25 protein-coding genes and 2 pseudogenes are annotated in these 26,765 nt (G+C 42.9%); 16 read left to right on the top strand and 11 right to left on the bottom strand.

Annotated elements, in window-relative coordinates:
- Positions 1-3: 3 nt before the first annotated feature.
- The 9 genes and pseudogenes from AC0J2F_RS03360 to AC0J2F_RS03320 all read left to right on the top strand — a co-directional run.
- On the top strand, positions 4-978 hold the full coding sequence (locus AC0J2F_RS03360; protein WP_473008740.1) for an SDR family oxidoreductase: 975 nt from the start codon (positions 4-6) through the stop codon (positions 976-978).
- A 59-nt stretch (positions 979-1,037) separates the two neighbouring features.
- On the top strand, positions 1,038-1,502 hold the full coding sequence (locus tag AC0J2F_RS03355; RefSeq protein WP_473008739.1) for a sulfotransferase family 2 domain-containing protein: 465 nt from the start codon (positions 1,038-1,040) through the stop codon (positions 1,500-1,502).
- 15 nt (positions 1,503-1,517) lie between these two features.
- Positions 1,518-1,808 (top strand): hypothetical protein, encoded by a 291-nt coding sequence (locus tag AC0J2F_RS03350; RefSeq protein WP_473008737.1) that lies wholly within the window; start codon positions 1,518-1,520, stop codon positions 1,806-1,808.
- A complete protein-coding gene (locus AC0J2F_RS03345) occupies positions 1,805-2,530 on the top strand; it encodes a beta-1,6-N-acetylglucosaminyltransferase (protein WP_473008736.1) in 726 nt (241 codons plus the stop codon). Before AC0J2F_RS03350 ends, AC0J2F_RS03345 begins: the two co-directional genes overlap by 4 nt.
- 233 nt (positions 2,531-2,763) lie before the next feature.
- Positions 2,764-3,612, top strand: coding sequence for an ABC transporter permease (locus tag AC0J2F_RS03340; RefSeq protein ID WP_473008734.1), 849 nt, complete (start codon positions 2,764-2,766; stop codon positions 3,610-3,612).
- A gap of 2 nt (positions 3,613-3,614) precedes the next feature.
- Entirely contained in the window at positions 3,615-4,823 is a 1,209-nt protein-coding gene (locus AC0J2F_RS03335) for an ABC transporter ATP-binding protein (RefSeq protein ID WP_473008733.1), read from the top strand.
- A gap of 17 nt (positions 4,824-4,840) precedes the next feature.
- Positions 4,841-5,641: a methyltransferase domain-containing protein gene (locus tag AC0J2F_RS03330; RefSeq protein ID WP_473008732.1), complete on the top strand. Its 801-nt coding sequence runs from the start codon at positions 4,841-4,843 to the stop codon at positions 5,639-5,641.
- Positions 5,634-5,861, top strand: a pseudogene (locus AC0J2F_RS03325) (DegT/DnrJ/EryC1/StrS family aminotransferase); the annotation flags it as partial. The gene AC0J2F_RS03330 and the pseudogene AC0J2F_RS03325, both read left to right, overlap by 8 nt.
- 3 nt (positions 5,862-5,864) lie before the next feature.
- Positions 5,865-6,473 (top strand): annotated as a pseudogene (locus tag AC0J2F_RS03320) (sugar transferase); the annotation flags it as partial.
- Here AC0J2F_RS03320 and AC0J2F_RS03315 read toward each other — a convergent pair.
- A complete protein-coding gene (locus AC0J2F_RS03315) occupies positions 6,441-7,631 on the bottom strand; it encodes an Lnb N-terminal periplasmic domain-containing protein (protein WP_473008731.1) in 1,191 nt (396 codons plus the stop codon). The pseudogene AC0J2F_RS03320 and the gene AC0J2F_RS03315 sit on opposite strands and share 33 nt — an antisense overlap.
- 3 nt (positions 7,632-7,634) lie before the next feature.
- Entirely contained in the window at positions 7,635-8,705 is a 1,071-nt protein-coding gene (locus AC0J2F_RS03310) for a putative type IX sorting system protein PorV2 (protein ID WP_473008729.1), read from the bottom strand.
- 130 nt (positions 8,706-8,835) lie between these two features.
- Between AC0J2F_RS03310 and AC0J2F_RS03305 the strand changes: the two genes are divergently transcribed.
- Together AC0J2F_RS03305 and AC0J2F_RS03300 are read left to right on the top strand one after the other, a co-directional pair.
- Entirely contained in the window at positions 8,836-9,597 is a 762-nt protein-coding gene (locus AC0J2F_RS03305; protein WP_473008728.1) for a CDP-alcohol phosphatidyltransferase family protein, read from the top strand.
- 5 nt (positions 9,598-9,602) lie between these two features.
- Entirely contained in the window at positions 9,603-10,394 is a 792-nt protein-coding gene (locus AC0J2F_RS03300) for a TerC family protein (RefSeq protein WP_473008726.1), read from the top strand.
- Here AC0J2F_RS03300 and lptB read toward each other — a convergent pair.
- The 4 genes from lptB to AC0J2F_RS03280 form a co-directional block, all read right to left on the bottom strand.
- Positions 10,391-11,131, bottom strand: coding sequence for an LPS export ABC transporter ATP-binding protein (lptB, locus tag AC0J2F_RS03295; protein WP_087524814.1), 741 nt, complete (start codon positions 11,129-11,131; stop codon positions 10,391-10,393). The genes AC0J2F_RS03300 and lptB overlap by 4 nt on opposite strands.
- Before the next feature lie 207 nt (positions 11,132-11,338).
- Positions 11,339-11,689: a carboxymuconolactone decarboxylase family protein gene (locus tag AC0J2F_RS03290; protein ID WP_473008725.1), complete on the bottom strand. Its 351-nt coding sequence runs from the start codon at positions 11,687-11,689 to the stop codon at positions 11,339-11,341.
- Complete coding sequence (tatC, locus tag AC0J2F_RS03285; protein WP_473008723.1) at positions 11,682-12,515, bottom strand: twin-arginine translocase subunit TatC; 834 nt, start codon at positions 12,513-12,515, stop codon at positions 11,682-11,684. Before tatC ends, AC0J2F_RS03290 begins: the two co-directional genes overlap by 8 nt.
- Positions 12,515-13,477, bottom strand: coding sequence for a KpsF/GutQ family sugar-phosphate isomerase (locus tag AC0J2F_RS03280; RefSeq protein ID WP_473009359.1), 963 nt, complete (start codon positions 13,475-13,477; stop codon positions 12,515-12,517). The genes tatC and AC0J2F_RS03280 overlap by 1 nt, the downstream gene beginning before the upstream one ends.
- A gap of 193 nt (positions 13,478-13,670) precedes the next feature.
- Here AC0J2F_RS03280 and recQ point away from each other — a divergent pair, with 193 nt between their 5' ends.
- Together recQ and AC0J2F_RS03270 are read left to right on the top strand one after the other, a co-directional pair.
- Complete coding sequence (gene recQ, locus AC0J2F_RS03275) at positions 13,671-15,866, top strand: DNA helicase RecQ (RefSeq protein ID WP_473008721.1); 2,196 nt, start codon at positions 13,671-13,673, stop codon at positions 15,864-15,866.
- 66 nt (positions 15,867-15,932) lie between these two features.
- Positions 15,933-16,865 (top strand): peptidylprolyl isomerase, encoded by a 933-nt coding sequence (locus AC0J2F_RS03270; RefSeq protein WP_473008720.1) that lies wholly within the window; start codon positions 15,933-15,935, stop codon positions 16,863-16,865.
- Between the two features lie 30 nt (positions 16,866-16,895).
- Here the strand turns inward: AC0J2F_RS03270 and AC0J2F_RS03265 are convergent, their stop codons facing one another.
- Both AC0J2F_RS03265 and AC0J2F_RS03260 read right to left on the bottom strand, forming a co-directional pair.
- Positions 16,896-18,512, bottom strand: coding sequence for a SulP family inorganic anion transporter (locus tag AC0J2F_RS03265; RefSeq protein ID WP_473008718.1), 1,617 nt, complete (start codon positions 18,510-18,512; stop codon positions 16,896-16,898).
- A gap of 59 nt (positions 18,513-18,571) precedes the next feature.
- Positions 18,572-19,153, bottom strand: coding sequence for a thioredoxin family protein (locus AC0J2F_RS03260; RefSeq protein ID WP_473008716.1), 582 nt, complete (start codon positions 19,151-19,153; stop codon positions 18,572-18,574).
- Between the two features lie 106 nt (positions 19,154-19,259).
- On the opposite strand from AC0J2F_RS03260, the gene AC0J2F_RS03255 reads away from it, so the two are divergent.
- A complete protein-coding gene (locus AC0J2F_RS03255) occupies positions 19,260-19,589 on the top strand; it encodes a tRNA-binding protein (protein WP_473008714.1) in 330 nt (109 codons plus the stop codon).
- A gap of 53 nt (positions 19,590-19,642) precedes the next feature.
- Here AC0J2F_RS03255 and AC0J2F_RS03250 read toward each other — a convergent pair whose 3' ends face one another.
- The 3 genes from AC0J2F_RS03250 to AC0J2F_RS03240 form a co-directional block, all read right to left on the bottom strand.
- Positions 19,643-22,159: a M14 family metallopeptidase gene (locus AC0J2F_RS03250; protein WP_473008712.1), complete on the bottom strand. Its 2,517-nt coding sequence runs from the start codon at positions 22,157-22,159 to the stop codon at positions 19,643-19,645.
- Positions 22,160-22,272: 113 nt separating this feature from the next.
- Entirely contained in the window at positions 22,273-22,659 is a 387-nt protein-coding gene (locus tag AC0J2F_RS03245) for a PUR family DNA/RNA-binding protein (RefSeq protein WP_473008711.1), read from the bottom strand.
- A 64-nt stretch (positions 22,660-22,723) separates the two neighbouring features.
- Entirely contained in the window at positions 22,724-24,478 is a 1,755-nt protein-coding gene (locus AC0J2F_RS03240) for an ABC transporter ATP-binding protein (protein WP_473008710.1), read from the bottom strand.
- A 118-nt stretch (positions 24,479-24,596) separates the two neighbouring features.
- On the opposite strand from AC0J2F_RS03240, the gene AC0J2F_RS03235 reads away from it, so the two are divergent.
- Positions 24,597-25,694 carry a Glu/Leu/Phe/Val family dehydrogenase gene (locus AC0J2F_RS03235; protein WP_473008708.1) on the top strand — a complete coding sequence of 366 codons (1,098 nt, stop codon included), beginning with the start codon at positions 24,597-24,599 and terminating at the stop codon, positions 25,692-25,694.
- A 75-nt stretch (positions 25,695-25,769) separates the two neighbouring features.
- Positions 25,770-26,714, top strand: a complete 945-nt coding sequence (locus AC0J2F_RS03230) for a transcription antitermination protein NusB (RefSeq protein ID WP_473008706.1) — start codon at positions 25,770-25,772, stop codon at positions 26,712-26,714.
- The last annotated feature ends 51 nt before the right edge of the window (positions 26,715-26,765 follow it).

The raw sequence follows: 26,765 nt of genomic DNA, 5'->3' as shown, positions 1-26,765 counted from the left end.
AATATGACCTACCATAAAGAATCCTTAGCAAATCACAAATTTCTCATCACAGGAGGTGCCGGCTTTATAGGTAGTAATCTGGTGAAATATCTATTGGATCATGGAGCAGGTTTGGTAAGGGTATTAGATAACTTATCAAACGGCTATAAAGAAAATATTACTCCTTTTTTAGAGGCACCGAATTTCGAATTTATAGAAGGAGACATTCGCGATCTGGAGACTTGTAAGCGCGCCATGGAAGGTATCGATTATGTCTCCCATCAAGCGGCCTTGGGATCTGTACCTCGTTCCATAAACGATCCTATTACTAGTAATTCTGTAAATGTGTCCGGATTCTTGAACATCTTGGTGGCCCAGAATGAATCGCCAACAGTAAAGCGCTTGGTATATGCTGCTAGCAGTTCTACTTACGGAGATAGTAAGGCTTTGCCCAAGGTTGAAGATCGCATAGGGAAACCTATTTCGCCTTATGCGGTGACCAAATTGGTCAATGAGATCTACGCTGATGTATTTTATAAGACCTACGGTACGGCAACCATTGGTCTGCGTTACTTTAACGTTTTTGGACCCAATCAAAGCCCGAATGGGGCTTATGCAGCGGTGATCCCTTTGTTTATGAACGCTATTAAACAAGGAGACGCACCTACAATTCATGGAGATGGAAGCCAAACACGAGATTTTACCTTTGTGCAGAATGCGGTAGAGGCAAATATTCGTAGTTTTTTCGCTCCACAAACTGCGGTAAATGAAGTGTTCAATATTGCTTTCGGACAACGAATCAGCATCTTGGAGCTCTGGAATCACCTAGCGGAACTTTCAGGCACCGCCGTTAAACCAGAATTTGGTCAAAGCCGTCGCGGCGATGTAAAGGACTCTCTGGCAGATATCAGCAAAGCGAAAAGACTTTTAGGGTATGATCCGCAGTACTCGGTAAAACAAGGATTGGTAGAGACCTGGAGCTATTTTAACGCAATATAAAAGCCCGTCGCAGGCTTGTTTGTAATTAATATGCGACCAACCAAATAGCAGGAATTAGGATGGTATCTCATAAGCATCGTTGTATTTTTATTCATATCTCTAAATGTGCTGGTACTACTGTAGAGGAAGCCTTTGGTGTGGATACTACCGGAGATGCCCAGATGGGCTATGGTTGGAGTCCTGACCTAGGCATACATATGCAACATGCTACTCCCGATGAACTTTTGGCCTCTGGATTGGTTACCAAAGCCCAGTGGGAGACCTACTATAAATTCATAATTGTCCGCAATCCTTATGCGAGGGCTTATTCGGATTACGCCTGGGTGATGCTTAACGGAGATATTTGGGGGTCATTTAAGGATTTTATCAATGCTAATGGAACTTTCAAAAAGAGACTTACCGAGCGTAGTATTGATTATATGGGAGAGCATTTAAGACCGCAAACAGCTTATTTTCAATTAGAAGGAAAAGCCGTTAATTACGATCTGGTCATTCGTTTGGAAGCAGCCAAAGATGGTTTTTAAGCCCTGAGCGCCGCTTTGAGTTTACCCAATGATTTCTTTGCAACGGCCTCTAATGTGAATAAGAAGAAATTGCCACATTACTCCTGGTTTTACAATGACAAGAGAAGAAGATTGGTGGCAGATAAATACAGAGAAGATCTGAAGTCTTTAGACTATTTTTTCGACGATAAAAGACCCACAAAACTCAATTGGCTCAATGATCTAATACTGATCTTTGGGTGCAGTGGAAAACTTAACTTTAGATTGAAATATCCTTTTCTGGCCCATCGCTGGGGGAGTTTTAAAAGAAGTGTTTTAGGGGAATGAGACAGGCAATCCTCATAACGGCATTTAAGGACTTGCAGCAACTGGAAATGATAGCCAATTGCTTTGATTCTCGTTTTGCTATCTATATCCACATAGACCAAAAAACTGCCGTTAGTGCTGAGCAGCTAGAGCGTTTAAGGAGCTTGGAGAATTTGATGCTGATCTGTCAAAAATACAAGGTGAACTGGGGCGGTCGCAATCATTTAAAGGCTATACTGCATTTGTGTCAGGAGGCCTTAAAAGACAATTCGCTTAATTATTTTCACCTCATCACGGCTCAAGATATGCCTATTAAAACTGCGGATGAGTTCAGTGCGCATTTCAGGCAATTGGGCGAGCGCAGTTATTTAGAGCATTTTACCATGCCGGCGGCCTGCTGGAACAACGGTGGCTGGGATCGGATCTTATTGTATAATTTTTATGATTTGCTGGATGCCAAAAGACATATGCATTGGATTCAAAAGCTCTTATCTTTTCAAAAGCGAATTGGTTTTAAGCGGAACTATTCCAAAGATTTACCGCCACTCTACGGAGGTTCTACCTATTGGAGTTTGCACCGATCTGCGGTAAAGGAAGTAATTGACTATACGCTTCAACGTCCAGCCCTGCTCAAACGGATGAAACACAGTTTTTGCAGTGAAGAGTTCTATTTTCAGACTATTTTGATGAATTCCGATTTGAAAGATAGTTTTGATACAGACAATAAACGCTTTATCCTCTGAGAGGAGAAACACGGTAGTAAACCGGGAATTTTAGATCTGGATGACCTCTCCGAACTCCAAAATAGCGATGCATTTTTTGCCCGTAAACTGGATGTACAAAAGTCGGCAGCATTAATAAAAGAACTACTGAGTAAGTTTAAAGTAACAGATAAGCAGTCTTAATTTAGGGATTGCGGTTAAAAAAAATTATTTTGAGCCTTTAATGAGATCAACCCCCAAAAAAACTACCTAGCATGAGTCAGCAGCGGGTGACCATCTATACCAACCAAGGCAATACCAGCTTTTTTAAAGTGCTTAGGGCCAGTCTATCTGACCTTTTTAGTAGTGGGTTTTTGGCCCGTCAAATTGCTATTCGCGATATTAAAGCGCAATACAGACAATCTTACTTAGGAATACTATGGGCCTTTATTACGCCGCTGACCACCGCTTTGGTATGGGTGTTCTTACAATCTACAGGCACTGTTCAACTTACCGACACCGGAATTCCATATCCGGTTTATGCCTTTAGTGGAACCCTTATCTGGTCCATAATCACAGGAGCAATAAATGCACCGCAAATGAGCACCAGCAGCGCAAAGAGCATTATCTCTAAGATCAATTTCCCCAAGGAGGCCTTGTTGCTTTCGGGAATCTATAAATTGCTTTTTAAAGCCATTCCTAAGATCTTATTATTGATCATTTTGTTATTGATCTTTGGTGTGGATTATCAACACTCAGCCTGGTTATTTCCCTTGGTTATGTTAGGTGCGGTGTTCTTTGGCTTTACCCTTGGATTGATCCTTACCCCAATTGGGCTTTTGTATAACGATATTTCTAAACTCATTATGACCGGTCTAAGATTTATGATGTATCTCACTCCGGTAGTTTATATGATTCCTGCTGATGGGATCATGAAAACCATTATGGAATGGAATCCTTTTAGTCCAATGATACTTCTGGCCCGATCAGTATTGGTTGGTACACCTAGTGATCATTTGGGATATTATCTTTTGGTATTGCTTTGTTGTTTCCCCATTTTACTCATTGGTTTGGTCTTTTACCGAATCTCTATTCCGATAATTGTAGAACGCAGCAGCTCATAGTCATGGCAGAAAAAGAGGTATTGGTCAAAGTAGAAGGGGTTAGCAAGAAGTTCAGCAAGGACTTAAAGACGGGCTTGAAATACGGGTTACAAGACTTGTTTACCAATGTATTGGGTGGCGGTAGATCTGACCAACTAAGACCCAAAGAGTTCTGGGCTGTACAAGACATAAGTTTTGAACTTCGCAGAGGTGAATGTCTTGGTCTTATTGGACATAATGGTGCGGGTAAATCCACCTTACTAAAAATGCTTAACGGCTTAATTCGCCCCGATACAGGGAGTATTACCATGAAAGGCAGGGTTGGAGCCCTAATTGAATTGGGTGCCGGATTCAATCCTATTTTAACGGGACGAGAGAATATATATAACAATGGGGCAGTATTGGGTTTCAGTAAGAAAGAGATAGACAAAAAACTCGATACTATCATTGAATTTGCAGAGCTGGCGGAGTTTATCGACATGCCAGTGCAGCATTACAGTTCTGGAATGAAGGTACGCCTGGGTTTTGCCGTGGCGGCACAGATGGAGCCGGATGTTTTGCTGATTGATGAGGTTTTGGCTGTGGGGGATTTGGGTTTTGTACTGAAGTGCTTTAAGACCATAGATGCTATTTTACCTAATACAGCCATGATTTTTGTTTCTCACTCCATGCCGATGATCTCGAGGATATGCAGCGATATAATACTAATGGAAAATGGCCTTGTAAGTTATCAGGGTACTAACGTTTCTAAAGGTATAGACTTTTATTATCAGCGCTTTGCTTCTAATGAAAGTAGTGTTGTATTTACTAATAATAGTATTGATTTAATTAATGCTCGCCTCGTAGGTATAGAATCTGTAGATAATATTTACTCATTATCGTGGGGAGATTCTATTACTTTAGAATTTACATGTAAGAATAATCGACTTAAGACGATTCCGTTTATTACTATGGCGGTTTATGATAAAGAACAGCGTGGTATTGCTGAAATTATTCCAGAAGGTCAAGTATTGGATAGAAATGTAGCAGAAATGGAAAAGATTATTTTCACTTTTAATTTAAATAATGTTAATCTATCAAAAGGTTTATATTACATAACATTTACAGCGTCTAGAAGTTTGAATGAAGGTGTTTTTTATAAGATACACAATGCAATTACCTTAAAAGTAAATCACAAGAATCAGATATGGACCCCTTTTCTTATTGATGCGGAGTTGGTAAATGTTAAATAGAAAACCCATTTATATAAATGGACAGAAGTTTTATAAATAAAGTAAAAACCAAGCTAAAGAAAAGTTTACGTATAACAAAAACTGAAAGATATAAGTATCAGTGTTCTGTTTGCGGAGAGAGAGTACAAAAATATCTTCCACTTTCGGATAGTTATAGAGAGAAAAGTCTCAAATACGGGTATAAATTTTTTGGACAGAATGAGCATTTAAATAAGGAAAAGTATTCTTGTCCATTTTGTAAGGGATCTGATAGGGATAGGTTTTATGCAGCTTTTTTTCAACGGATTGAAAAGATACCTAAAAACTCAGAATTGCTATTACTAGATATTGCTCCATCTTGGGCTTTGTGTAAGAATTATATTAAACATCACTTTGTTGCGGTTACTGCAGATTTGATGATGCCTGGGGTAGATTATGTTCAAGATATTGAAGATATGAAAGCTTTCAAGAATGATTATTTTGGCTACTTGATTTGCTCACATGTACTAGAACATGTGAATAATCCTGATATAGCCTTAAAAGAGTTATTCAGGGTTTTAAAGCCGGGTGGAAAGGCGATTCTAATGGTTCCAATTATTCCGGCCATAACGGAAACTATAGAAGACCCAAACCATGTAACAGAAGAAGAACGATTCAAGCATTATGGACAAGAGGATCATTTAAGACTTTTTGCAAGGCAAGATTTTGTAGGTAGGATTAAAAAAGCAGGTTTTAATGTGAAAACTTATGATATTAAAGACTTTGGGAAAAGTACATTTAGAAAACTGGGTCTTAAGAATAGCTCAGTTTTATATTTAGGAGTTAAGGCCGATGATTAATGTAACCAAAACATTTCTTCCACCAAAAGATGAGTATGACAGTTTACTCAATAGTGCTTGGTCCATACATTGGTTGACCAATCGGGGCGGACTAGTGAAGCGGTTAGAAAATGAAATAAGTTCATACCTACAGTCTCCGAGGCTGATTGCAATGGCCAATGGTACCTTGCCAATACAAATTGCAATTAAGGTATTAAACATTACTGGAGAGATTATAACTACTCCATTTAGCAGGAGTAATCAGAATAAGCTTTACCTTTTCTTTCACCGAGTATTGGATCTGCTTTTTTCTGTTATAGGGGTACTTTTTGGAGCATTGATCTCTCCCGTTGTTATAATTGGAAATCTCATCGGGAATCGTGGACCATTCTTCTATTCTCAAGAACGGGTCGGAAGAAACGGAAAACCCTTTAAGATCATAAAACTACGCACCATGGTAGTCGATGCGGAAAAACACGGGGCTCAATACGCTACGGCCAAAGATGCTCGTATAACACGCTTTGGTAATTTCTTGCGCAAGACACGTTTTGACGAGATCCCACAGTTTCTAAACGTGATCAAAGGAGATATGAGTGTAATAGGTCCGAGGCCGGAGCGACCTGTATTTGTGCAGGAGCTTTCAGAAATCATTCCGTTTTATGAGATTCGCCATATCGTGAAACCTGGAGTTACCGGCTGGGCTCAGGTTAATGCAAAATACGGGGCATCACATGCAGATGCGCTCGAGAAATTACAATATGATCTGTATTATATTAAGCGCAGAAGTCTGTTCTTAGATATCAGTATTGTAATCAAGACGCTAAGCACCATTATCTTCTACCGCGGGCAATAGATCGCGTTCTACAGCTTTTGTCAAATACAAATATCGCAAGGCCAAGGCGATCAAGAAAGGTATTAGTGCCTTTGGGAACACCTGAACCCCAATAAGCCAGTGCATACACATCAACACCAACATCAGCAGTAAAAATTTCAAATAGCCTTTCACCCAACGCTTAGGATGCTTTTTGCCCAGCTGAAATGCCAAAAGTATATTCAGTGGAAATGCCCAAAGCAGGTTGTAATTGTAAGCGGTTGTGTAGTGGTCTGTGGCAAACCACAAGAGTAAAAAGATAACTCCTACCAAACCGAGAAATATTTGCAGAACTGCATCAAAGATGCGGCTGCGGCTTTTATTCTTGTAATCGCGATAGGTAATCCATAAAATAAGAATACCTAGAATCAGAAACGCGAACAGCGGGCTGCTAAAGAAATTACGTTTTAACTCCTCTGGCTCATTCTCGAACAAGGTCTTTGTTTCTGCGACCATAGGGGCTCCATCACGGTTGCTTACTTCTAAGGCCTTAAAAACGTATTCCGGCAAGAACATATGATCCTTAATGGGAGCTACTCGATCTACCACAGAACCTATGCCTAGATCCATACCAAAGCTTCCCCAGGTGTTCCAATGCACATTCTGCTGAATCAGTGTCCTAAAGGTCTGTGGTGAGGTTACAAAACTAGAATCTATGGTCATTTCTGGCACAATATCTTGCAGTATCTGTGGAATCTTGGTAGCGCAGTTGTCGTAAAAGAAATCGTAATTATAAGCGCGATTCTCTGGTTTGAGATTGTTCTCCAAAAAGTTGAATATCGCTTGTTTTTCTTGCGGAGTCAAGGCTAGGACCTGCTCTTTGATCCAACGGTTGGCTTCGATATAATTTCTTAAGAATCCCTCTGTTCTGCGCCGATCTAACACATAGCGCATCTGTCCTTTAGCAAATTTGGCGTAGAAATTAGGGTCGTTGAAATCGTAAACTCCGTAGTTGTAGGTTACGTCTATACCACGAACCTTATCTTCTAATCGAATGGCCGTATGTCCAAAGGAATCGTAAAGATCCTTGCCAGGCCCCATCGTAAGTATAGAGATCTCTGCAGCATCAGAAAGCGGTATTTGCTGGGCGAAACTAGGTTTGCAAAAGATCAGAATAAAAAGAAGTAGAAGTTTCCGCATAGGCTATCTGAATAAACTCCAATCTATGGTTAACGAAAATACGTTCGAGTAAAGGGCCGCGCTTTGGTCGCCAATATCGGTTAGGGCGTAATCCAGCTGAATGCCCTTGTATTTAAAGCCCACTCCAATATTTGGTTGGAATCCTACATTATCGCTTCCGTCTAGCTGCTGAATGTTCTGAAAATTACCTGCCCCGGCTCTAACAAAGATCAGATCTATATATCCAAATTCAAGTCCTACAGCGGGCGTTATACTCGCAAAGGAACTAGAAATGATATCGTTGGTTTCAGCGAAACGCATGTTGAGATCTACAGCTGCCAAAAGCGAATAATCATAATTGAAAATAAACTTCTTTGCTACACCAATATTGAGCTTAGGCAAGGTTAGTTCTGTGGTTTCTGGCAATTCCTGATTTTGCCCTTCTACCGCATCTCGAATGGTGGCAAATTGATCTTCGTCTATGGTCCATGCGTTAAAGGTGGTTGTAATGTCTCGAGCCATGACTCCGAACTTCCAGTTGGATTTGGATTCAAATTGAATTCCTGCATCCAGTCCAAAACCCCAGGAATTGGCAAAATCTCCGATCACCCTTCGGATCACCTTAGCATTGACACCAATGTTAAGACCGTCTAAAGGCAGGGCTCTGGCATAAGAGAAGGTAATTCCATAATCCGCAGTAGAAAACAGCGATATCCTGTTGTAATCGATATTGCCTTGCTCGTCTATAAGTTGGGTGGTGTTCAAAATATCATCCACTCCAAAACGAATAACAGAAAGTGCAACGGCAGATTGTTTGTCCAAAGGCATGGCAAAACCGGCGTAGTCGTAATTGGCAATATTGGCAAAGTAAGAGGCGTGCATCAATGCGAGCTGATTGTCCTCTAATTGCACTAAGCCAGCCGGATTCCAGTAGCCCGAATTTACATTGGCGGTGGACGCAGTCACAGCATTGGCCATACCAAATGCCGCGGCATCGACGCCAATATTCATAAATTCATTGGAATACTTTCTGGTCGTTTGGGCTTGTAACCCAAGGCTAACTGCCAGCAGTAGGAGTAATAACTTCTTTTTCAAGCGTAATTTTTTTCGGTCTGGATCCAGCGCCGTTTTGCCTATTAAAACTGCAAAATGCCCGTGTTATTGTTTTGGGTCCGTCTGCAGACAAAAATACTTTATTATTTTTACAATCAATTGTCAATTACTCATGCGGAAATACATCCCACACCTTTTTACTTCTTTGAATTTATGTTGCGGATGTATCGCAGCAGTGTTCATTATTATAGGACAACCTTTAGGAGCAGTTTTCTTTATGTTTCTGGGGATCTTTTTCGACTTTTTCGACGGCTTTGCAGCACGTGCACTTAAGGTCACCAGTGAGGTGGGAGTGCAGCTAGATTCTTTAGCAGATGTCATTACTAGTGGGTTGGTTCCTAGCCTTATAATGGTTCACCTATTGATCAATGCGGAGTGGGATGGAACCATAAGTACTTATTTAGATGCCTTAATGGTGGAGAAAAACCCCTTGATACCAGAGGCCTTATTTCCAAGTTGGTTACCCATAATTGGATTACTTATTGTGATTTCTGCTGCCTACCGCTTGGCTAAGTTTAACGTAGACGACAGACAAACCTCCGGCTTTATTGGATTGCCAACGCCTGCTAATGCCATTTTTATTGCAAGCCTTTTATTGATCACCGAAGATTTTAGCCCGGCCTGGGCCTATGAACTGTTAACCAATACTTGGGTTCTTATTGGAATCACTGTGGTGTTCAGCCTGCTTATGCACGCAGAGATACGGCTGTTCGCACTTAAGTTCAAGTCTTTTGGGATTAAAGAAAATGGGCATATCTATGCTTTTCTATTAGCGAGTCTTGTTGGCTTACTGGTATTTAAACTTATTGCAATTCCCTTTATTATTATAGGATACGTCTTGGTGTCCATTCTTAAAAATCTAACGACTAACTAAATATCATGGCAGAGAATATCATTGCGCTCTTTATGCTATTGATGCTGCAGATCGTTCTCGGTTTCGATAACTTACTGTACATCTCTTTAGAATCTAAGAATGCTCCCAAAGAGAAACAAGCCTATGTCCGCAAGGTCGGTATACTAATGGCCATTGTATTGCGTATTGGACTCTTGTTCTTTTTGATCTCTGTGATCGATTATTTCCAAAAGCCTTGGTTTGAATTACCGTTCGAGGGTGTCGCAACAGGGAGCTTTAATTTACACAGTCTTATTGTCCTTGCCGGAGGCGTGTTCATTATCTACACGGCCATGAAAGAGATCTGGCATATGGTAGGAGTGCCACATGTGGAGCAACAAGTAGAAGGTGCTAAAAAGAAATCTGTAGCCAAGGTAATAGCCGCCATTATAGTGATGAATTTGGTATTCTCTTTCGATTCTATTTTGAGTGCCATGGCCTTAACCGATGTCTTTTGGGTAATGGCAACTGCTATTGTTATGGGTGGACTATTAATGATCTGGTTGGCCGATAGGGTGGCTCAATTCTTAGAACGCAACCGCATGTATGAGGTACTCGGTCTCTTTATCTTATTTATCGTCGGGATCATGCTACTCACAGAAGGCGGGCATATTGCGCATCTCACCTTGTTTGACAACCCCATTACGCCCATGTCAAAGACCACCTTCTATTTTGTAATTGTGGTTTTGGTGGTGGTAGATATTGTACAGAGTCGCTATCAGAAGAAACTAATAGCCATTAAAGAATCCGAAGCAAAAAAATCAGAAGAAGAAGCTTAGAAGTTCAGCTTCTTTTTACGGAGTTCAAAGTTCTGACCTAAGTACACCTTACGCACCATTTCGTCTGCGGCGAGTTCCTCTGGAATACCGTGTTTTAAGATACTTCCTTCAAACATCAAATAGGTGCGGTCCGTAATAGCTAAGGTCTCTTGTACGTTGTGATCTGTAATGAGGATTCCAATATTCTTGTCCTTTAATCGGGCCACAATACGCTGAATGTCCTCTACTGCCACAGGATCAACTCCTGCAAATGGCTCATCCAGTAGAATGAAGTGAGGATCCGTAGCCAAGGCTCTGGCGATTTCTGTTCTACGGCGCTCACCACCAGAAAGTAGGTCGCCACGGTTCTTGCGAATGTGTCCTAAGCCAAATTCCTCGATTAGCGATTCCATTTTGGCGCGTTGCTCCTTTTTCGAGAGCTTGGTAAGCTGCAACACACTCAAGATATTGTCTTCTATGCTGAGCTTTCTAAAAACAGATTCTTCTTGCGCCAAATAGCCTATTCCATTCTGTGCACGCTTGTACATTGGGAATTTGGTGATCTCAGTCCCTTCTAAATAGATATTGCCGCTATTGGGTTTTACAAGCCCAACGATCATGTAAAATGAAGTGGTCTTTCCCGCTCCGTTAGGGCCCAACAATCCAACGATCTCTCCTTGGTTCACCTCTACGGTGATCCCTTTTACGACCTGGCGGCCTTTATAAGATTTCATCAGATTTTCTGCGCGAAGCTTCATAGGACAAATATGCTAATTATCTGCGGAGAGGCAAAGGGTTTAACCCGACTTTGTGACGGGAGGTCGTCATAAGGCTTGAAAGTGCAAAAAAATACGGCTCTTTGGAGATTGTAATCATAGCAGCGCTATGATGAAATCGAAAAGAGGTATTAATGATATTTTGAAGCAATTTCATGACGTAATAGACTTGCCATTGCAAATTCGGGTTCAACTATTCTTAACTTCAAGAGCCTCCCAATATTCATAGGCGCGACGCAAGTGTGGGATCACAATAGTTCCACCAATAAGCAGGGAAACACTCATGGCTTCCACTACCTCTTCTTTAGAGAGACCTAGGTTATAGCATGCCTCCAAATGGTAGCGCACACAGTCGTCACAACGGAGTACTAAAGAGTTTCCTAGTCCTAAAAGTTCTTTGGTCTTTTTAGACAAGGCGCCTTCTTGATAGGTGTTTGTGTCTAAATTAAAGATGCGTTTTACGATCTTGTTGTTGTCGGCCAAGATCTTTTCGTTCATTTTGGCGCGATAGTCGTTAAAAGAGTCTACAATATTATCCATGGGCAGCTTTGGCCTTTTTGGCCTGTTTTTTCACTACGGCTTTAGAGATATAAATACTGATTTCATAGAGTACCAAAATTGGCACCGCCACTACGATCTGACTGGCAATATCCGGTGGAGTAATTATTGCTGATAAGATAAGTACCAATACCAGCGAATACTTTCTGTACTTCCTTAAGAACTGCGGCGTTACCAAGCCGATCTTAGTTAAGAAGTAAATGATAATAGGCAGCTCAAAGATAAGTCCACTGGCCACTGTGGCAGATCGGACCAAGGCGATATAACTGTCTAAGTCAAAATCGTTAAAGACCTGCTCACTTACCTGATAAGACCCGAGAAAGTTGATCGATAGCGGAGTTACTACATAGTATCCGAACAATACACCTGTAAAGAACAACAGCGAGGCTATCACAATAAAACCACGGGAAGTTCTGCGCTCGTTAGGGCGGAGTCCCGGGCTTATAAAGCGCCAGAATTCGTAAATCACATACGGAAATGCTACAATGAAACCTGCCGTGATAGAAGTCCAGATGTGGGCCGAGAATTGACCAGCTACCTTGCGACTCTGTATTCTAAAGGGTAGTTCGGTAAAGCAAAAACTGTCTTCAAAGCCTAAAAATGTTGCCACACGGCAAAGAATTCTGTAGGTAGGGAAGTCGGCACTTTTTGGGCCGAGTAAAAGGGTATCGAATACAAACGATTTGGCCAAAAAGGCTATCATCCCCATTGCTACTATAGCGATAGTACAACGGATTAAATGCCAACGGAGTTCTTCCAAATGGCCTAAAAACGACATTTCCTTGCCTGGGTTTGCGCTTGCTGCCATTAAATGATTCCTTCTTTTGTTAGATTGTGAATATGAACCACGCCGCTGTATTTCCCGGCATCTTCTACCAGTAATTGTGTGATTCCATACTTGTCTAATTTTCTATAGGCGGCCACTGCCATATCGTCCTGGTCTATGGTCTTAGGATCTGCAGTCATAATATCCGAAGCAACCAACCCAGAAATGTTGTCTACCTTGGTAAGCATTCTACGCAGATCGCCATCGGTGACAATACCCACAATCTTATTGTCTTCTACTACGGCGGTAGCGCCGAGCATGTTCTTAGAGATTTCTATGATCACTTCCTTTACTGGCGTCTGAGGGCATACTTGTGGCTTGGTATTCAAAGCCGTAAGGTCGCGAACGCGTAAATACAGTTGTTTCCCTAAAGAGCCTCCCGGATGGAAACGGGCAAAATCTGAAGCCTTAAAACCGCGCATTTCCAACAAGCAAACCGCCAAGGCATCGCCTATCACCAACTGGGCAGTGGTGCTGGTTGTCGGTGCTAAATTGTTTGGGCAAGCTTCTTTTTCCACATAGGCGTGTAACACATAATCCGCCTGTTGGCCTAAAAAAGATTCCTTGTTAGAAGTAATAGCCATAAGCTTATTGCCTAAAGCCTTGATAAGTGGAACCAAGACTTTGATCTCGGGTGTGTTTCCACTTTTGGAGATACAGATCACAGTGTCCTCTTGCTGAATGGTTCCCAGATCGCCGTGAATGGCGTCTGCGGCATGCATAAAAATAGCGGGAGTCCCTGTAGAATTTAGGGTAGCTACTATTTTTGTGGCAATATTGGCGCTTTTTCCTATACCCGTAACAACCACACGTCCGTTGGAATTGTAAATATATTCTACGGCGGCGGCAAAGGTATCGTCTACCAAACTAGAAAGATGCGCTATGGCTTTACTCTCTGTATCTATAGTTTGTTTGGCAATGGCAATGATCTGCTCTCGATTCATTAAAACTCGGGAATTATTCTCTTGCTGAGGTCTAAAGAAATTAGTATATTGTAAATACAAAAGTACATAATTTTTCATGCCTCTGGGGAGTTAACGGCAGGAGAGTTTCATGTATTTTTCTTCTGATTGATACCGACATTTTAACAGACTGACGGTATTGAACGACAAGCAGATTTTATTAAACGCGAAAAGAGTGAACGATTCCGAGTTATACGCTGCACTCAAAAAGTATTTTGGTTTTAACCAATTTAAGGGGCTACAAGAAAAGGTGATCAAAAGTGTGGTGACAGACCACAACACTTTTGTGATCATGCCCACGGGTGGTGGTAAATCCCTTTGCTATCAGCTCCCAGCATTGATGAAAGACGGAACCGCAATTGTGGTTTCGCCTCTAATAGCATTGATGAAAAATCAGGTAGATGCGCTAAGGGCAATTTCTGAAAACAAAGGCATTGCCCATGTACTGAACTCCTCCCTTAACAAATCCGAAGTAAAACAAGTAAAGCAAGACATAGTCGACGGCGTGACCAAACTCTTGTACGTCGCCCCAGAATCGCTTGCAAAAGAAGACAATATTGAGTTCCTCCGCTCGGTAACGGTGAGTTTTGTTGCTATAGACGAGGCGCATTGTATCAGTGAGTGGGGACACGACTTTAGACCGGAATATCGCAATTTGCGCAACATTATTAACCGCTTGGGAGACGCTATCCCAATCATTGGCTTAACCGCTACGGCGACTCCTAAGGTGCAAGAAGATATCTTAAAGAATCTCGGGATTCAAGAGGCCAATACCTTTAAGGCCTCTTTCAACAGACCCAATCTGTTCTATGAAGTGCGTCCTAAGACCAAGAATGTGGATGCGGACATTACGCGTTTTGTAAAACAGAACCAAGGCAAGAGTGGTATCATCTACTGCTTAAGCAGAAAGCGGGTAGAAGAATTGGCACAAACTTTACAGGTCAACGGTGTATCTGCGGTGCCTTACCATGCTGGTCTTGATCCTAAGACCCGTGTAAAGCATCAGGATATGTTCCTTATGGAAGATGCAGATGTGGTGGTCGCTACCATTGCCTTTGGAATGGGAATCGACAAACCCGATGTGCGCTTTGTGATTCACAATGACATTCCGAAAAGTATAGAAAGCTATTATCAGGAGACCGGTCGTGCTGGTCGCGATGGTGGAGAAGGCCATTGCCTGGCATTCTATTCGTATAAAGACATTGAGAAGCTCGAGAAATTCATGAGTGGCAAACCTGTGGCCGAGCAGGAAATAGGCCATGCCTTGCTTCAAGAGATGGTGGCCTTTGCAGAGACCAGTATGTCCAGACGCAAGTTTTTGTTGCATTACTTTGGAGAAGAATTCGATGTGGCTACCGGAGAAGGAGGCGACATGGACGACAATGTGCGCAATCCTAAAAAGCAACACGAGGCTAAAGAGCAGTTACACCGTTTATTAGATGTGCTGAGTAAGACCAATCAGCAGTATAAGGCCAAAGAACTGGTCAAAGTCCTGATAGGCGATGTCAATGCCTTGATCAAGTCACACAGAACAGATCAGCAAGACTTTTTCGGCTCAGGTAAAGGGCACGATAAGTCGTATTGGATGGCACTTATACGGCAATCTTTGGTAGCTGGGTATATCAGAAAGGACATTGAGACCTACGGAGTGCTTAAGCTTACAGAAAAAGGAGCAGCTTTTATATCGCAGCCAGAATCTTTCATGATGACAGAAGATCACAAGTTCGATCATGAAGACGATAACTCTATTACCGTTGCAAAGAAATCCAATGGGGAAGGCAGCGATAAGAATCTGTTTAAATTACTCAAAGACGAACGGAAAAAGGTTGCGTCTAAGTTGGGCTTGCCACCTTTTGTGATCTTCCAAGACCCTTCTTTGGAAGATATGGCCCTCAAGTATCCTATAACCATCAGTGAACTCTCTAATGTGCATGGTGTAGGAGAAGGCAAGGCCAAAAAGTACGGAGACCCATTTGTGCAACTTATTGCGCGCTACGTGGAAGAGAACGAGATAGAACGTCCAGATGATTTTGTAGTGAAATCTACCGGAACCAACTCCGCCTTAAAACTCTACATCATTCAAAGTATAGATCGCAAACTACCTCTGGACGATATTGCCTCGGCCAAAGGCTTGGAGATGCCAGAGTTCATCAAAGAGATGGAAGCCATTGTCTTTAGTGGTACCAAACTCAATATCGATTATTATCTGGAAGATATTTTAGACGAGGATCAGCAAGAAGAGATCCACGACTATTTCTTAGAGGCCGAAACAGATAAGATCGACGTAGCCATGCAAGAGTTTGACGGCGATTATGACGACGAGGAACTGCGTTTGTACCGCATTAAGTTCATCAGCGAAGTGGCCAACTAGTTTGTCACTGATCTCCCTTTAGAAGCAGATTTAAAGCCTTATCTTTGCAGCCTTAAACTTTAAGATATGCAAGACGGAATCTATGCTAAATTCACCACTACTAAAGGTGAAATCCTAGTTCAACTCACTTACGATAAAACCCCGGGTACTGTCGGTAACTTTGTTGCCTTGGCAGAAGGAAACCTAGAAAATGGTGCCAAACCACAAGGTCAGCCGTATTACGATGGGCTTAAGTTCCACCGCGTGATCAATGACTTTATGATCCAAGGTGGTGACCCTAACGGAACTGGTTCTGGTGGGCCAGGATATAACTTTGACGATGAATTCCACCCAGAGCTTAAGCATGATGGTCCTGGAGTTCTTTCTATGGCCAATGCTGGCCCAGGAACTAACGGGAGCCAATTCTTTATAACCCATGTGGAGACTCCTTGGTTAGATAATAAGCACACTGTGTTTGGAAAAGTTGCTGAAGGACAAGATGTAGTCGATACCATTGCGCAAGGAGATGTTATGGAAAAGGTAGAGATTGTTCGTGTTGGTGACGATGCTAAGAATTGGAATGCCGTAGAAGCTTTTAGAATGTTCAACGGTGCTAAAGCCGAGCGCGAAGCTGCGGCCAAAGCCGCTGTAGAGCAAGCCATGAAAGATCTAACGGCTGGTTTTGATAAGACAGACAGTGGGTTGTATTACAAACTTATTCAAGAGGGCAGTGGTGCCAAGGCTGAGGCTGGAAAGACAGTCGCTGTACATTACAAAGGTATGTTGGCAGACGGCATGGTATTCGATTCTTCTTACAACCGCGGAACACCGATCGAATTCCCATTAGGCATGGGGCAGGTCATTCCAGGTTGGGACGAAGGTATTCAACTTTTAAAAGTAGGAGACAAAGCCCGTTTGGTCATTCCATCGGAACTGGGTTATGGAAGCCGTGGAGCAGGAGGCGTTATCCCGCCAAACGCTACCCTGGTCTTCGATGTAGAACTTATGGAAGTAAAGTAAACGAAAAAGCGGCCCGAAAGGCCGCTTTTTTTATATCTCTTGGTCAACCGTATCGGTGACTACATAATAACGCGGATCGTCTATAGAACGTTCTATGATGGTCTCAAAACGCGGATTGGCTTTGAGTAGTAAAGCAATACAATCCGGGCTCAAATGAGTGAGCTTTACCTGCTTGCCTTGTTGTATATAGCGATTTGCTATTCCTCTTAAGGCTTCAATGCCTGAATGATCACTCACTTTAGATTCCATAAAATCAATCTCTACCTGAGTAGGGTCGTTCTTTACATCGAACTTGCCGTTAAAGTTCTGAACAGATCCGAAGAACAAAGGGCCCCAGATCTCATAGACCTTTGTACCGTCTTCTTTGATCTGTTTCCGCGCACGGATCATGGTAGCGTTCTTCCAAGCAAATACCAGCGCGGAGATGATAACTCCAGACAGCACTGCGATGGCCAGATCTTGCCAAACGGTAATAGCAGAAACAGCAATTAAGACCACAGTATCTGCTAGCGGTATCTTGTGTAATATTCTAAAGCTACTCCAGGCAAAAGTTCCTATAACTACCATAAACATTACACCGACCAAGGCTGCAATAGGAATCTGTTCAATAAGTCCAGATCCGAAGAGAATAAAGCAAAGCAGGGCTACGGCCGCAACGATACCGGAAAGGCGCCCGCGTCCGCCAGAGTTGATATTGATGATAGACTGCCCGATCATGGCACAACCGCCCATACCACCAAATAAGCCGTTGATGAAGTTCGCCCCACCTTGGGCCACACATTCACGGTTCCCGCTTCCTCTGGTCTCTGTCAGTTCGTCGATGAGGTTGAGGGTCATTAAGGATTCAATAAGGCCAATAGCCGCCAATATAAACGCTGTGGGAACAATGGTGCTAAGCCAATGTCCGTCTAGAGTGGCGAACATATCAAAGAGCTGCCACTGGAACATAGGTAGTCCGCCTTTTAATCCGGAGCCGCCTCCTTCACGAATAAAGGATCCTACTGTGCTCACTTCTAGACCTCCAAAGATCGCTATGGCAGCAACCACGATAATTGCCAATAGGGCAGCGGGTACTTTTTTAGTGAGTTTAGGCAAGCCCCACATGATTCCCATGGTTAGGGCCACCAAGCCGAGCATAAGGTATAATGGACCTCCGCTGAGCCATTGGAATTCACCGTTTACCTTGGTTTTAAAAAGCCCTAATTGCGATAAGAAGATCACAATGGCCAAGCCGTTCACAAAGCCTAACATTACCGGATGCGGTATAAGGCGTACAAATTTCCCCAATCGAAAGAATCCTGCACTCATTTGAATCAGCCCCACGAGCAATAGGGTGATAAAGAGCCACTGTAGGCCTAATTGTTCTACGGGTTGGTCTAAGCTGAGCCCTACCTCATTCCCTTTGCTCACCAAATGTACCATTACCACGGCCATGGCTCCAGTTGCTCCAGAGATCATCCCCGGGCGCCCTCCAAAGACTGCGGTTATCAATCCCATCATAAAAGCTCCGTAGAGACCAACTAATGGGTCAACACCAGCTACAAAAGCAAAAGCTACCGCTTCTGGCACCAAGGCTAAAGCCACGGTAAGACCAGATAGTAAGTCGTTCTTTGGGTTTTGGGTAAAGTTGCGTAATAAGGTTTTCATGGGCTCTCTGCTAAGAAGCCGCAAATATACATCATTAGGTTAACTCGGAAAGGATGCGTCTAAAACTCCAGGGGATCTTTGGAATCTGGTTTCCATTTGATATTACAGCCAATGCTCGGCTTTTGATCTTTGCGCTGCGGATGATTATTTAGAATGTTATCCAGAGCTTCACGCAGGTCACGGCCGTTTACAGGAATACCGTTAGATGGGCGAGAATCGTCCAACTGTCCGCGGTACACCAATTTTAGATCTGCATCGAAAACAAAGAAATCTGGGGTGCAGGTTGCACCGTAGGCGAAAGCTACTTCTTGAGTCTTGTCGTATAGATAGGGGAAGGGGTATTTGTGCCTTCGTCCGGTATCGTACATTTCTTCTGGTCCGTCTTGCGGATAGGTTTCTACATCATTACTGCTAATAGCCGCAAAGCCAAAACCTGGTACGGTATAATCGTTAGCAATACGCACCAACTCTTCGTTGACGTGTTTTACAAAAGGGCAGTGGTTGCAAATGAACATAATGACCGTTCCTTTATCGCCTTTTACTTGGTCCAAGCTTTTAAAGCCTGTGCTCATAACATCGTCCAGAAAAAAGTCAGGGGCTACCGTGCCCAAAGGGATCATTTTAGATTCAGTTCTTGCCATGCAGTTCAAAGTTTTGGTATACGATATCTGTCGCGACTCCGCAGTCATCGTTACAACAAAGATACGGTAAGATTGCCTATTTTTAGTGCTTTAAATACAACAGCATATGGACCTCAGTTGGAACGATTTTACCAAAGTAGACATGCGTGTAGGAACCGTTGTAAAGGTCGAAGACTTTCCGGAAGCCAGAAACCCAGCCTATAAACTCTGGATAGATTTTGGTGCTCTTGGAACCTTTAAAAGTTCTGCCCAGATCACCGTGAAGTACAATAAAGAGGAACTACTAGGTGCTCAAGTGGTTGCTGTGGTGAACTTCCCTGAAAAACAAATTGGCCCATTCATGAGCCAATGTTTGGTTCTCGGAGCTGTAGAGGGCAAGGCGGTCACGCTCCTGTCTCCCAACAAAGACGTTCCAAACGGATTGCGAATAGCTTAAATAAAAAAGGAAGTATTGCTACTTCCCTTTTTAAGCGATTTTCTAAAGCCTTTTTACATCTCATCTCCAAAGAATACGGCGTTCATAAGCAACTTATTGGTGCCATACCAAAAGGCTCTAAAGTTGGTGTTATCGGTAAAATATATGATCTGTCCGCGGCCCTTACCCTGTATCTTCACCATAGAAGTTCCGCCTAATTGCTCCAGATTCTCTTCGGAGATATATCCACTCAAAAGTGGGTTGTCCGTGTATTGCACTGGGTTGTTGTAGCTCTGCGGGTCTGACTCCATGAACAAAGTGCTGTTTCTAAAGGTAGGCATACTAGTCTTGGTATACCCAAAGGCAATAGGGTGGGTGAGGTCCAATTTGGTCTCAAAGATCGCTCCTCCTATAACTTGAGCTCCAAAATAATCGCCGCGTTGTTCAAAGCTAATGTTGGTGGCGGTGTCTTGAGCCGATTTGAATTTTATCTTCATCAGTTCATTTCTGTCCAACCAACGCCCCATATTCTTATAGGCAATTAGGGTCCCACCACTGCGGATCCAACTGTCTAGTTTTTCTGCGTCTGATTTGTCTAAGGCAGATCCCCAAAAATTAGGAACGATTATGTCCGTATAACGGCTCAGATCGGCTCGGCCAAAATCTCTAGAATCTATTTTAGTGAGTTTCATGGCGTAGCGCGTGTCAAACAAATGCCAGATCTCTCCAGCGTCGTAAGGGTTCATCCCATCGCCAATAATAATGGCTACTTCTTGTTTCTCTATCGCTCTAAACTGATTGCTCCCCAAATCGATCCCTTCTGTATAGCCTGTGGTAACTCCAGTGATCTCGATATGACTCTCTCTGGCCACATCGTTGAGGAACTTGGCCAGATCGCGTGCGTCTAATTTTTGATTCTGAGCTGGAATCATAATGGTACCGTAGTCGTATTGCTTACCGTTTAGACTAAACGGCTTCATACCTACCTTGGCACGTAAGCCTTTTTCTAAGATCATATTCAGCGCCTTTGGAGCATAGTACTCATGCCATTCCATTAAATAGGCATAGCCCCCAGTATTGGTCAAAATGGTCTCTTTGGGTTTTAGGTCTTCTACTTTTGGCCCTGCAGCACTTAAAGAGGCTTTGTCGCTATAGTTGAGGTTGAAAGCCATAGGGAAGGTCCAGGCAGAAATATCGTAAAACAAAGAGTCTTTAAAAGTGGTTCGTACATCGAACATCGCTTTTAGGAGTCTGTGGTTCTTCTGATTCTTAGGAATAATATAACTGTATCCTTTCTTGTACGATTTTCCAGCCACATTCACATCGCTTTTGAGTTCGTGGAAATCGATCTTATGACGCTCCAAGATCTCTGCAAAGTGATACACACGAGCGGCATCTTTGGCATCTCCTACAATGTAGGCTCCACCTTTAGAAGCCTCAGAGCGGGCGTCGCTAAAGAACTGCTTTTGGTAATCTAAGAGTTTGGTACGCATGGTAGCAGAGGCTTCTAGGGTACTCAAAGCAGCGGTTAATTGGTTTCTTATGGTAAATGGAAAAGTCAGAATACCGTTTACACTTTCTTGAGCATGTCCGCGAGAAGAGGCCTGTTCGAACAAGATTCCAATTCCACCATTAATATCTGGAAAGGTCGATCCCTTACCGTAATAAAAATCATCAAAACTCTCCTGGGTATAATACAAACTTCCTATCTGATCTAGCGCTTTTACGTGATAAGTCGCTATTTCTCCCGTTAGGTCTTGATTGCGCTGTGGCGTTAATGGGTGCGTACGCGACGGAATACCTGGTTGGAAGAAAAAAGTAGCATTGGTTCCCATCTCGTGGTGGTCTGTCAGTACATTCGGATACCATTTGTGAAAGCTGGTAATGCGCGCTCTAGATTCCGGCAATTGTACCGGCAACCAATCTCGATTCATGTCAAACCAGTAGTGATTGGTACGTCCTCCAGGCCAAACTTCGCTGTATTCGCGATCATTCGGATCCGGATTGATGTTTATGCTTTTGTGCACATTAGCCCAGTAAGCAAAGCGTTGCAAACCGTCTGGATTGAATGAAGGGTCCAATAAGATCAACGTATTCTTGAGCTTTTCTTCTATGGCTGGTCCTTGGGCCGCAGCCAAATAATAAGCGTAGAGCAAAGATGCGTTAGATCCGCTGGGTTCGTTCCCGTGAATGGAGAATCCTTGATACAAGATCACCGGCATTTGCGAAGTGTCTCCGCTACCGTTGTCGGTTAGCGCCATATGCTCCGCGCGTATCTGATCGATGCGTCCGTGATTCTCTGGAGCAGTTACGGTGAGCAGTAAGATCGGGCGACCTTCAAAAGTAGTACCGCGCGACTCTATGGTCATGCGGTCACTGGCTGCAGCCAATGCTTGCATATACATGGCTAACTTGTCATGGGTAATATGCCAATGGCCAATCTGGTGTCCTATAACACTTTCTGGGGTTGGTATATCTGGATTATAGCTAACATTTCCAGGGAGATAGTAATTCAGGTCTACGTGGTAATCTTGTGCAATTCCGGCCGATACTGAAAAAAATACGGCAAGGCTTAAAGCGAATTTTAACATGGTTGGTTGGTGTGTTGTGGTTGATCCTTATAAGTCAATCATTAAGCTTTAAAGATAAAAAAAACCGCTGGCAAAGGGTGCAAGCGGTTTTTCATTTAGGGAAATTTTATGATTTAAATATCGTCAAAATCGATGTCTGTGAACGATTGCGTGCCGGATTCAGAACTTACGGCTACCGTTTCTGGTTGCCCGTTCTGATATTCCTTTTTATAATCTTTCTGATGACGCTCGCTTATCACTTCCTCACCCTTCTCTGTGATGATAAAATCTATCATATCATTGACGTGCTCTCTAAAACTGGCAAAATCTTCTTTATAGAGATAGATCTTGTGTTTTTTATAGTGGAAAGAACCGTCTTCGTTGGTGAATTTTTTACTCTCTGTAATGGTAAGGTAATAGTCTCCTGCTTTAGTAGATCTAACATCGAAGAAGTACGTCCGGCGGCCAGCTCTTAAGACCTTGGAGTAGATTTCTTCTTTCTCCAGCATGTGATCACTCATGTCTCGTTTAGTTTTTGCGTTAGCCAAATCTCTAAAAAAAAATCGTAGCAAACAAACGCGGCAACTATATTTCTTTTTCGGCCAATTGCTTTTGATAAAGCTCCTTGTAATAGCCTTCTTGAGCGAGTAATTCTTGATGTGTTCCCTGCTGTAGAATCTCCCCGTCCTCTAACACAATGATCTGATCTGCAGTCTTTGCAGAAGAGACCCTGTGACTCACAATAAGGGTGGTACAATCTTGGGTAGCGATCTCTAAATTGCTCAAAATTGCTTCCTCGGTCTCGGTGTCTACTGCGGAGAGGCAATCGTCTAAAAGCAGCAATTTAGGTGATTTGATTAAGGCACGAGCAATAGAAACGCGTTGTTTTTGTCCTCCGGATAAGGTAATACCGCGTTCTCCGAGTATGGTTTGATAGCCTTTGCTAAAATCGATAATATTATCGTGAACCACAGCCATCTTAGCAGCCTGTTCAATTTCTTCTTGGGTAGCATCTTCCTTGCCAAATTTGATGTTGTTGGCCAAGGTGTCACTAAAAAGGAAAGCGTCCTGTGGGACATAACCCATTTGTTGTCTGAATGCTTCCAGATTGATCTCGCGCAGGTCTATTCCATCCGCAGTAATACTACCTTTTTCCACATCATAAAGGCGGCCCAGCAGCTCAAGTACTGTCGACTTCCCCGAGCCGGTGTTTCCAAGAATAGCGAGTTTTTCACCTGGCGCCAACTGAAAACTAATGCCTTTTAAGGCCTTGATGTTGGTGTCTGGATAAGTAAAGTGTACGTTTTCAAAACGGATCGCTCCCTTAAGGCTAACCGTTTCAACACTTGGATTTACGATTTCTGGTTCTTGCCCAAGGAATTCGTTGATGCGCTTCTGAGAGGCCTCTGCTTGTTGTACCATAGAGGTCACCCAGCCCACAATGGCCACTGGCCAGGTTAGCATATTTACATAAACCAAGAACTCGACTATGGTTCCCAGATCGATCTGCCCGTCTATGTATTGTTTCCCTCCTATATATATGACCAGTGTGTTGCTGATCCCTATAAGTAGTATCATAAGAGGGAAGAACAGGGCTTGAACCTTTACCAAGTCGATATTCTTGTCTTTGCTGCCTTCCGCAAGTTCCACAAAACTGCTGTTGGTTGGGGGTTCAATTCCGTAGGCTTTTATGACTGAGATCCCGCTAAAGGATTCCTGGGTAAAAGTGGTCAATTTGGCCAGATATTCTTGTACAACTGTACTGCGCTTGTGAATAGCGCGGCTCAATTTGTAGATAGCTACCGATAAGATAGGTAAAGGGGTAACCGCGTACAAGGTCAGTAGTGGCGCGCTGTAGATCATATAACTAATGGTCACCACAAAAGTGGTCACCGTGGTGGCACTGTACATAAGGGCAGGCCCTACATACATACGCACCTTGGAGACATCTTCGCTGATTCGGCTCATTAGGTCTCCGGTGCGGTTCTGTTTGTAAAAAGCCAGCGACAGGCGTTCGTATTGCTGGAATACTTCATTTTTGAGGTCGAACTCTATAAAGCGAGAAACCACAATAATGGTCTGTCGCATGATAAAGGTGAAGAATCCGGCCAATAAAGCAGCTCCGAGAATGATTAAAATGTTGGTGTTTACATCGGACAAAAGCGAATCCATCTGGGCTTCAGAAGCAGATGAGAAGGAATCCACAGTGTTCACTATATTGCCAATGAAGATCGGAATGAAAAGGGAAAAAAATCTTGCGATCACTGTAATGAAGAGCCCGAGGGCTAAACGGCCGCGATATTTGATAAAAAACTTGTTGAGATACTTGAGTTCCTTCATTTCCTTTTAAGGATGGTTAATAAATTATTCTTATTTCTGCCCCTATTTAGTTGTTAATATTTCAATTAACTGTTACTTTTGCCCGTCCTTTTTAAAGGATTCATAACCTATATATTCTATGATGGCAGAAATCATACCTACTGAAGACCTCAAAAAAATGGACCCCGTTTTTGGACAGTTTTCCTTCGATAACCACGAACAGGTGGTCTTTTGCAATGACAAAGATACAGGTTTAAAAGCAATAATCGGTATCCACAATACGGTCATGGGACCGGCTTTGGGAGGTACTCGGATGTGGTCTTATAAATCGGAATGGGAAGCGCTCAATGATGTATTGCGTCTTTCTAGAGGTATGACCTATAAGTCAGCTATTACCGGCCTTAATCTAGGGGGTGGTAAGGCAGTGATCATTGGTGACGCCAAAACACAAAAGACTCCGGAGCTTATGTTGCGCTTTGGTGAATTTGTACACTCTTTAGGAGGTAAATACATTACTGCAGAAGACGTAGGTATGGCTACTTCAGATATGGATCTGGTACGTACCGTGACTCCTTATGTCACTGGAATCTCCGAAGCAAAAGGAGGAGCCGGTAACCCATCTCCAATTACCGCTTATGGCGTATTTATGGGAATGAAGGCGGCTGCCAAGTATCGATACGGTTCAGAGATGTTAGAAGACAAGCGTGTGTTTGTTCAGGGAATCGGTAATGTTGGTGAGGCTTTGGTTGAGCATTTGACCAACGAAGGTGCTAAAGTTGTCCTGAGCGATATTAGCGAAGAGCGTTTGCAAGAGGTAAGTGCCAAATACGGAGCAGAGATATATCGTGGAGATAATCTTTACGCTGAGCCTATGGATATCTATGCACCTTGCGCATTAGGAGCCACCGTTAACGACAATACCATTGAGCAGTTGCAAGCGGCGGTGATCGCTGGGGCAGCTAATAATCAGCTGGCCGATGAGAATATTCACGGAAAGCGACTGCGCGAGCGCGGAATTGTTTACGCTCCGGACTTCTTGATCAACGCTGGAGGTATCATCAATGTGTACGCGGAATTGGAAAACTACGGCAAGGCAGATATTATGCGTAAGACAGAGAATATCTACAACACTACCTTAGAGATCCTAGCAAAAGCAGAACAACAAGATATTACTACACATCAGGCAGCCTTTGATATTGCTCAAGCGCGTATTGATGCCAGAAAAAAGGATAGCTAATCCGCTTTAGACCAGAAGCGTTTTTTATTACATTTGCAGGGTACAATTAAGTATACCTGTATTAAGTTCTTACCCATGCTGACCCGAAGACATATTCGTATCAAAGTATTGCAAACCATCTATGCTTTTGACAAAGCCGAGATAGATGAGCTCAAAAAGAGTGAAAAATTCCTAGTGTATAGTATGGAGCAAATGCGCGACCTGCACTTGGTAATGTTAAGTTTGCTAATCAATCTGCGCGATTACGGGGCCGATCAGCTGGAAAAGCATAAGAAAAAACACTTGGTCACTCAAGAAGACCTCAATCCCAATACTGCTTTTATAGACAATAAAGTGCTGTTACTCTTAAAAGAGAATAAAGCATTGAACACCTTGGTCGCCGAGCGTAAGTTGGACTTTTGGAAACTCGATGACGAATACATCAGTCTTTTGTATAAGGAGTTGATGGCCGCGGATTTTTACCAGCAATACTTAGACAATTCCAGCCGCGATTTCAAAACTGATAAAGAGTTTGTCATCAAACTTTTTAAAGAGATTGTTGCGCCTAACGACAAGCTTTACGACTATTTTGAAGACAAGCGTCTTACCTGGTTAGACGATTATCCGGTGGTAAATACAGGGATCGTCAAGCTCTTGAATCAAATGGGTCCGAATCCAAGTGACGGTAAATTAACCCCACCGGCCTTTAAGAACAAAGAAGATCTGGACTTTGGTGTAGAGCTCTTCAGAAAGGTGGTTTTGCATGACGAGAAGTACACCAAAGACATTATTGCTAAGACCCCAAACTGGGACAAGGATCGCATTGCAGACCTGGATATGATCATGATCAAGATGGGAATTGCGGAGTTTATACATTTTCCAAGTATCCCAGTTAAGGTGACAATTAACGAATATTTAGAAATTGCCAAGGAGTATTCTACCCCGAAAAGCAGTATTTTTATCAATGGTATTCTAGACAAATTAGTTCAGCAATACCGCGACGATAACAGCCTGAACAAAATAGGACGCGGGCTTAGATAGAATAGAAAATTTGGTTATTTTAGCCACTCTTAAAAAAATTAAACCCAAAAA

This window comes from Gilvibacter sp. CC01 (genome assembly GCF_055755295.1).
The sequence above is the reverse complement of the archived record's forward strand: the minus strand, read 5'-3'. Positions and strand labels throughout refer to the sequence as shown.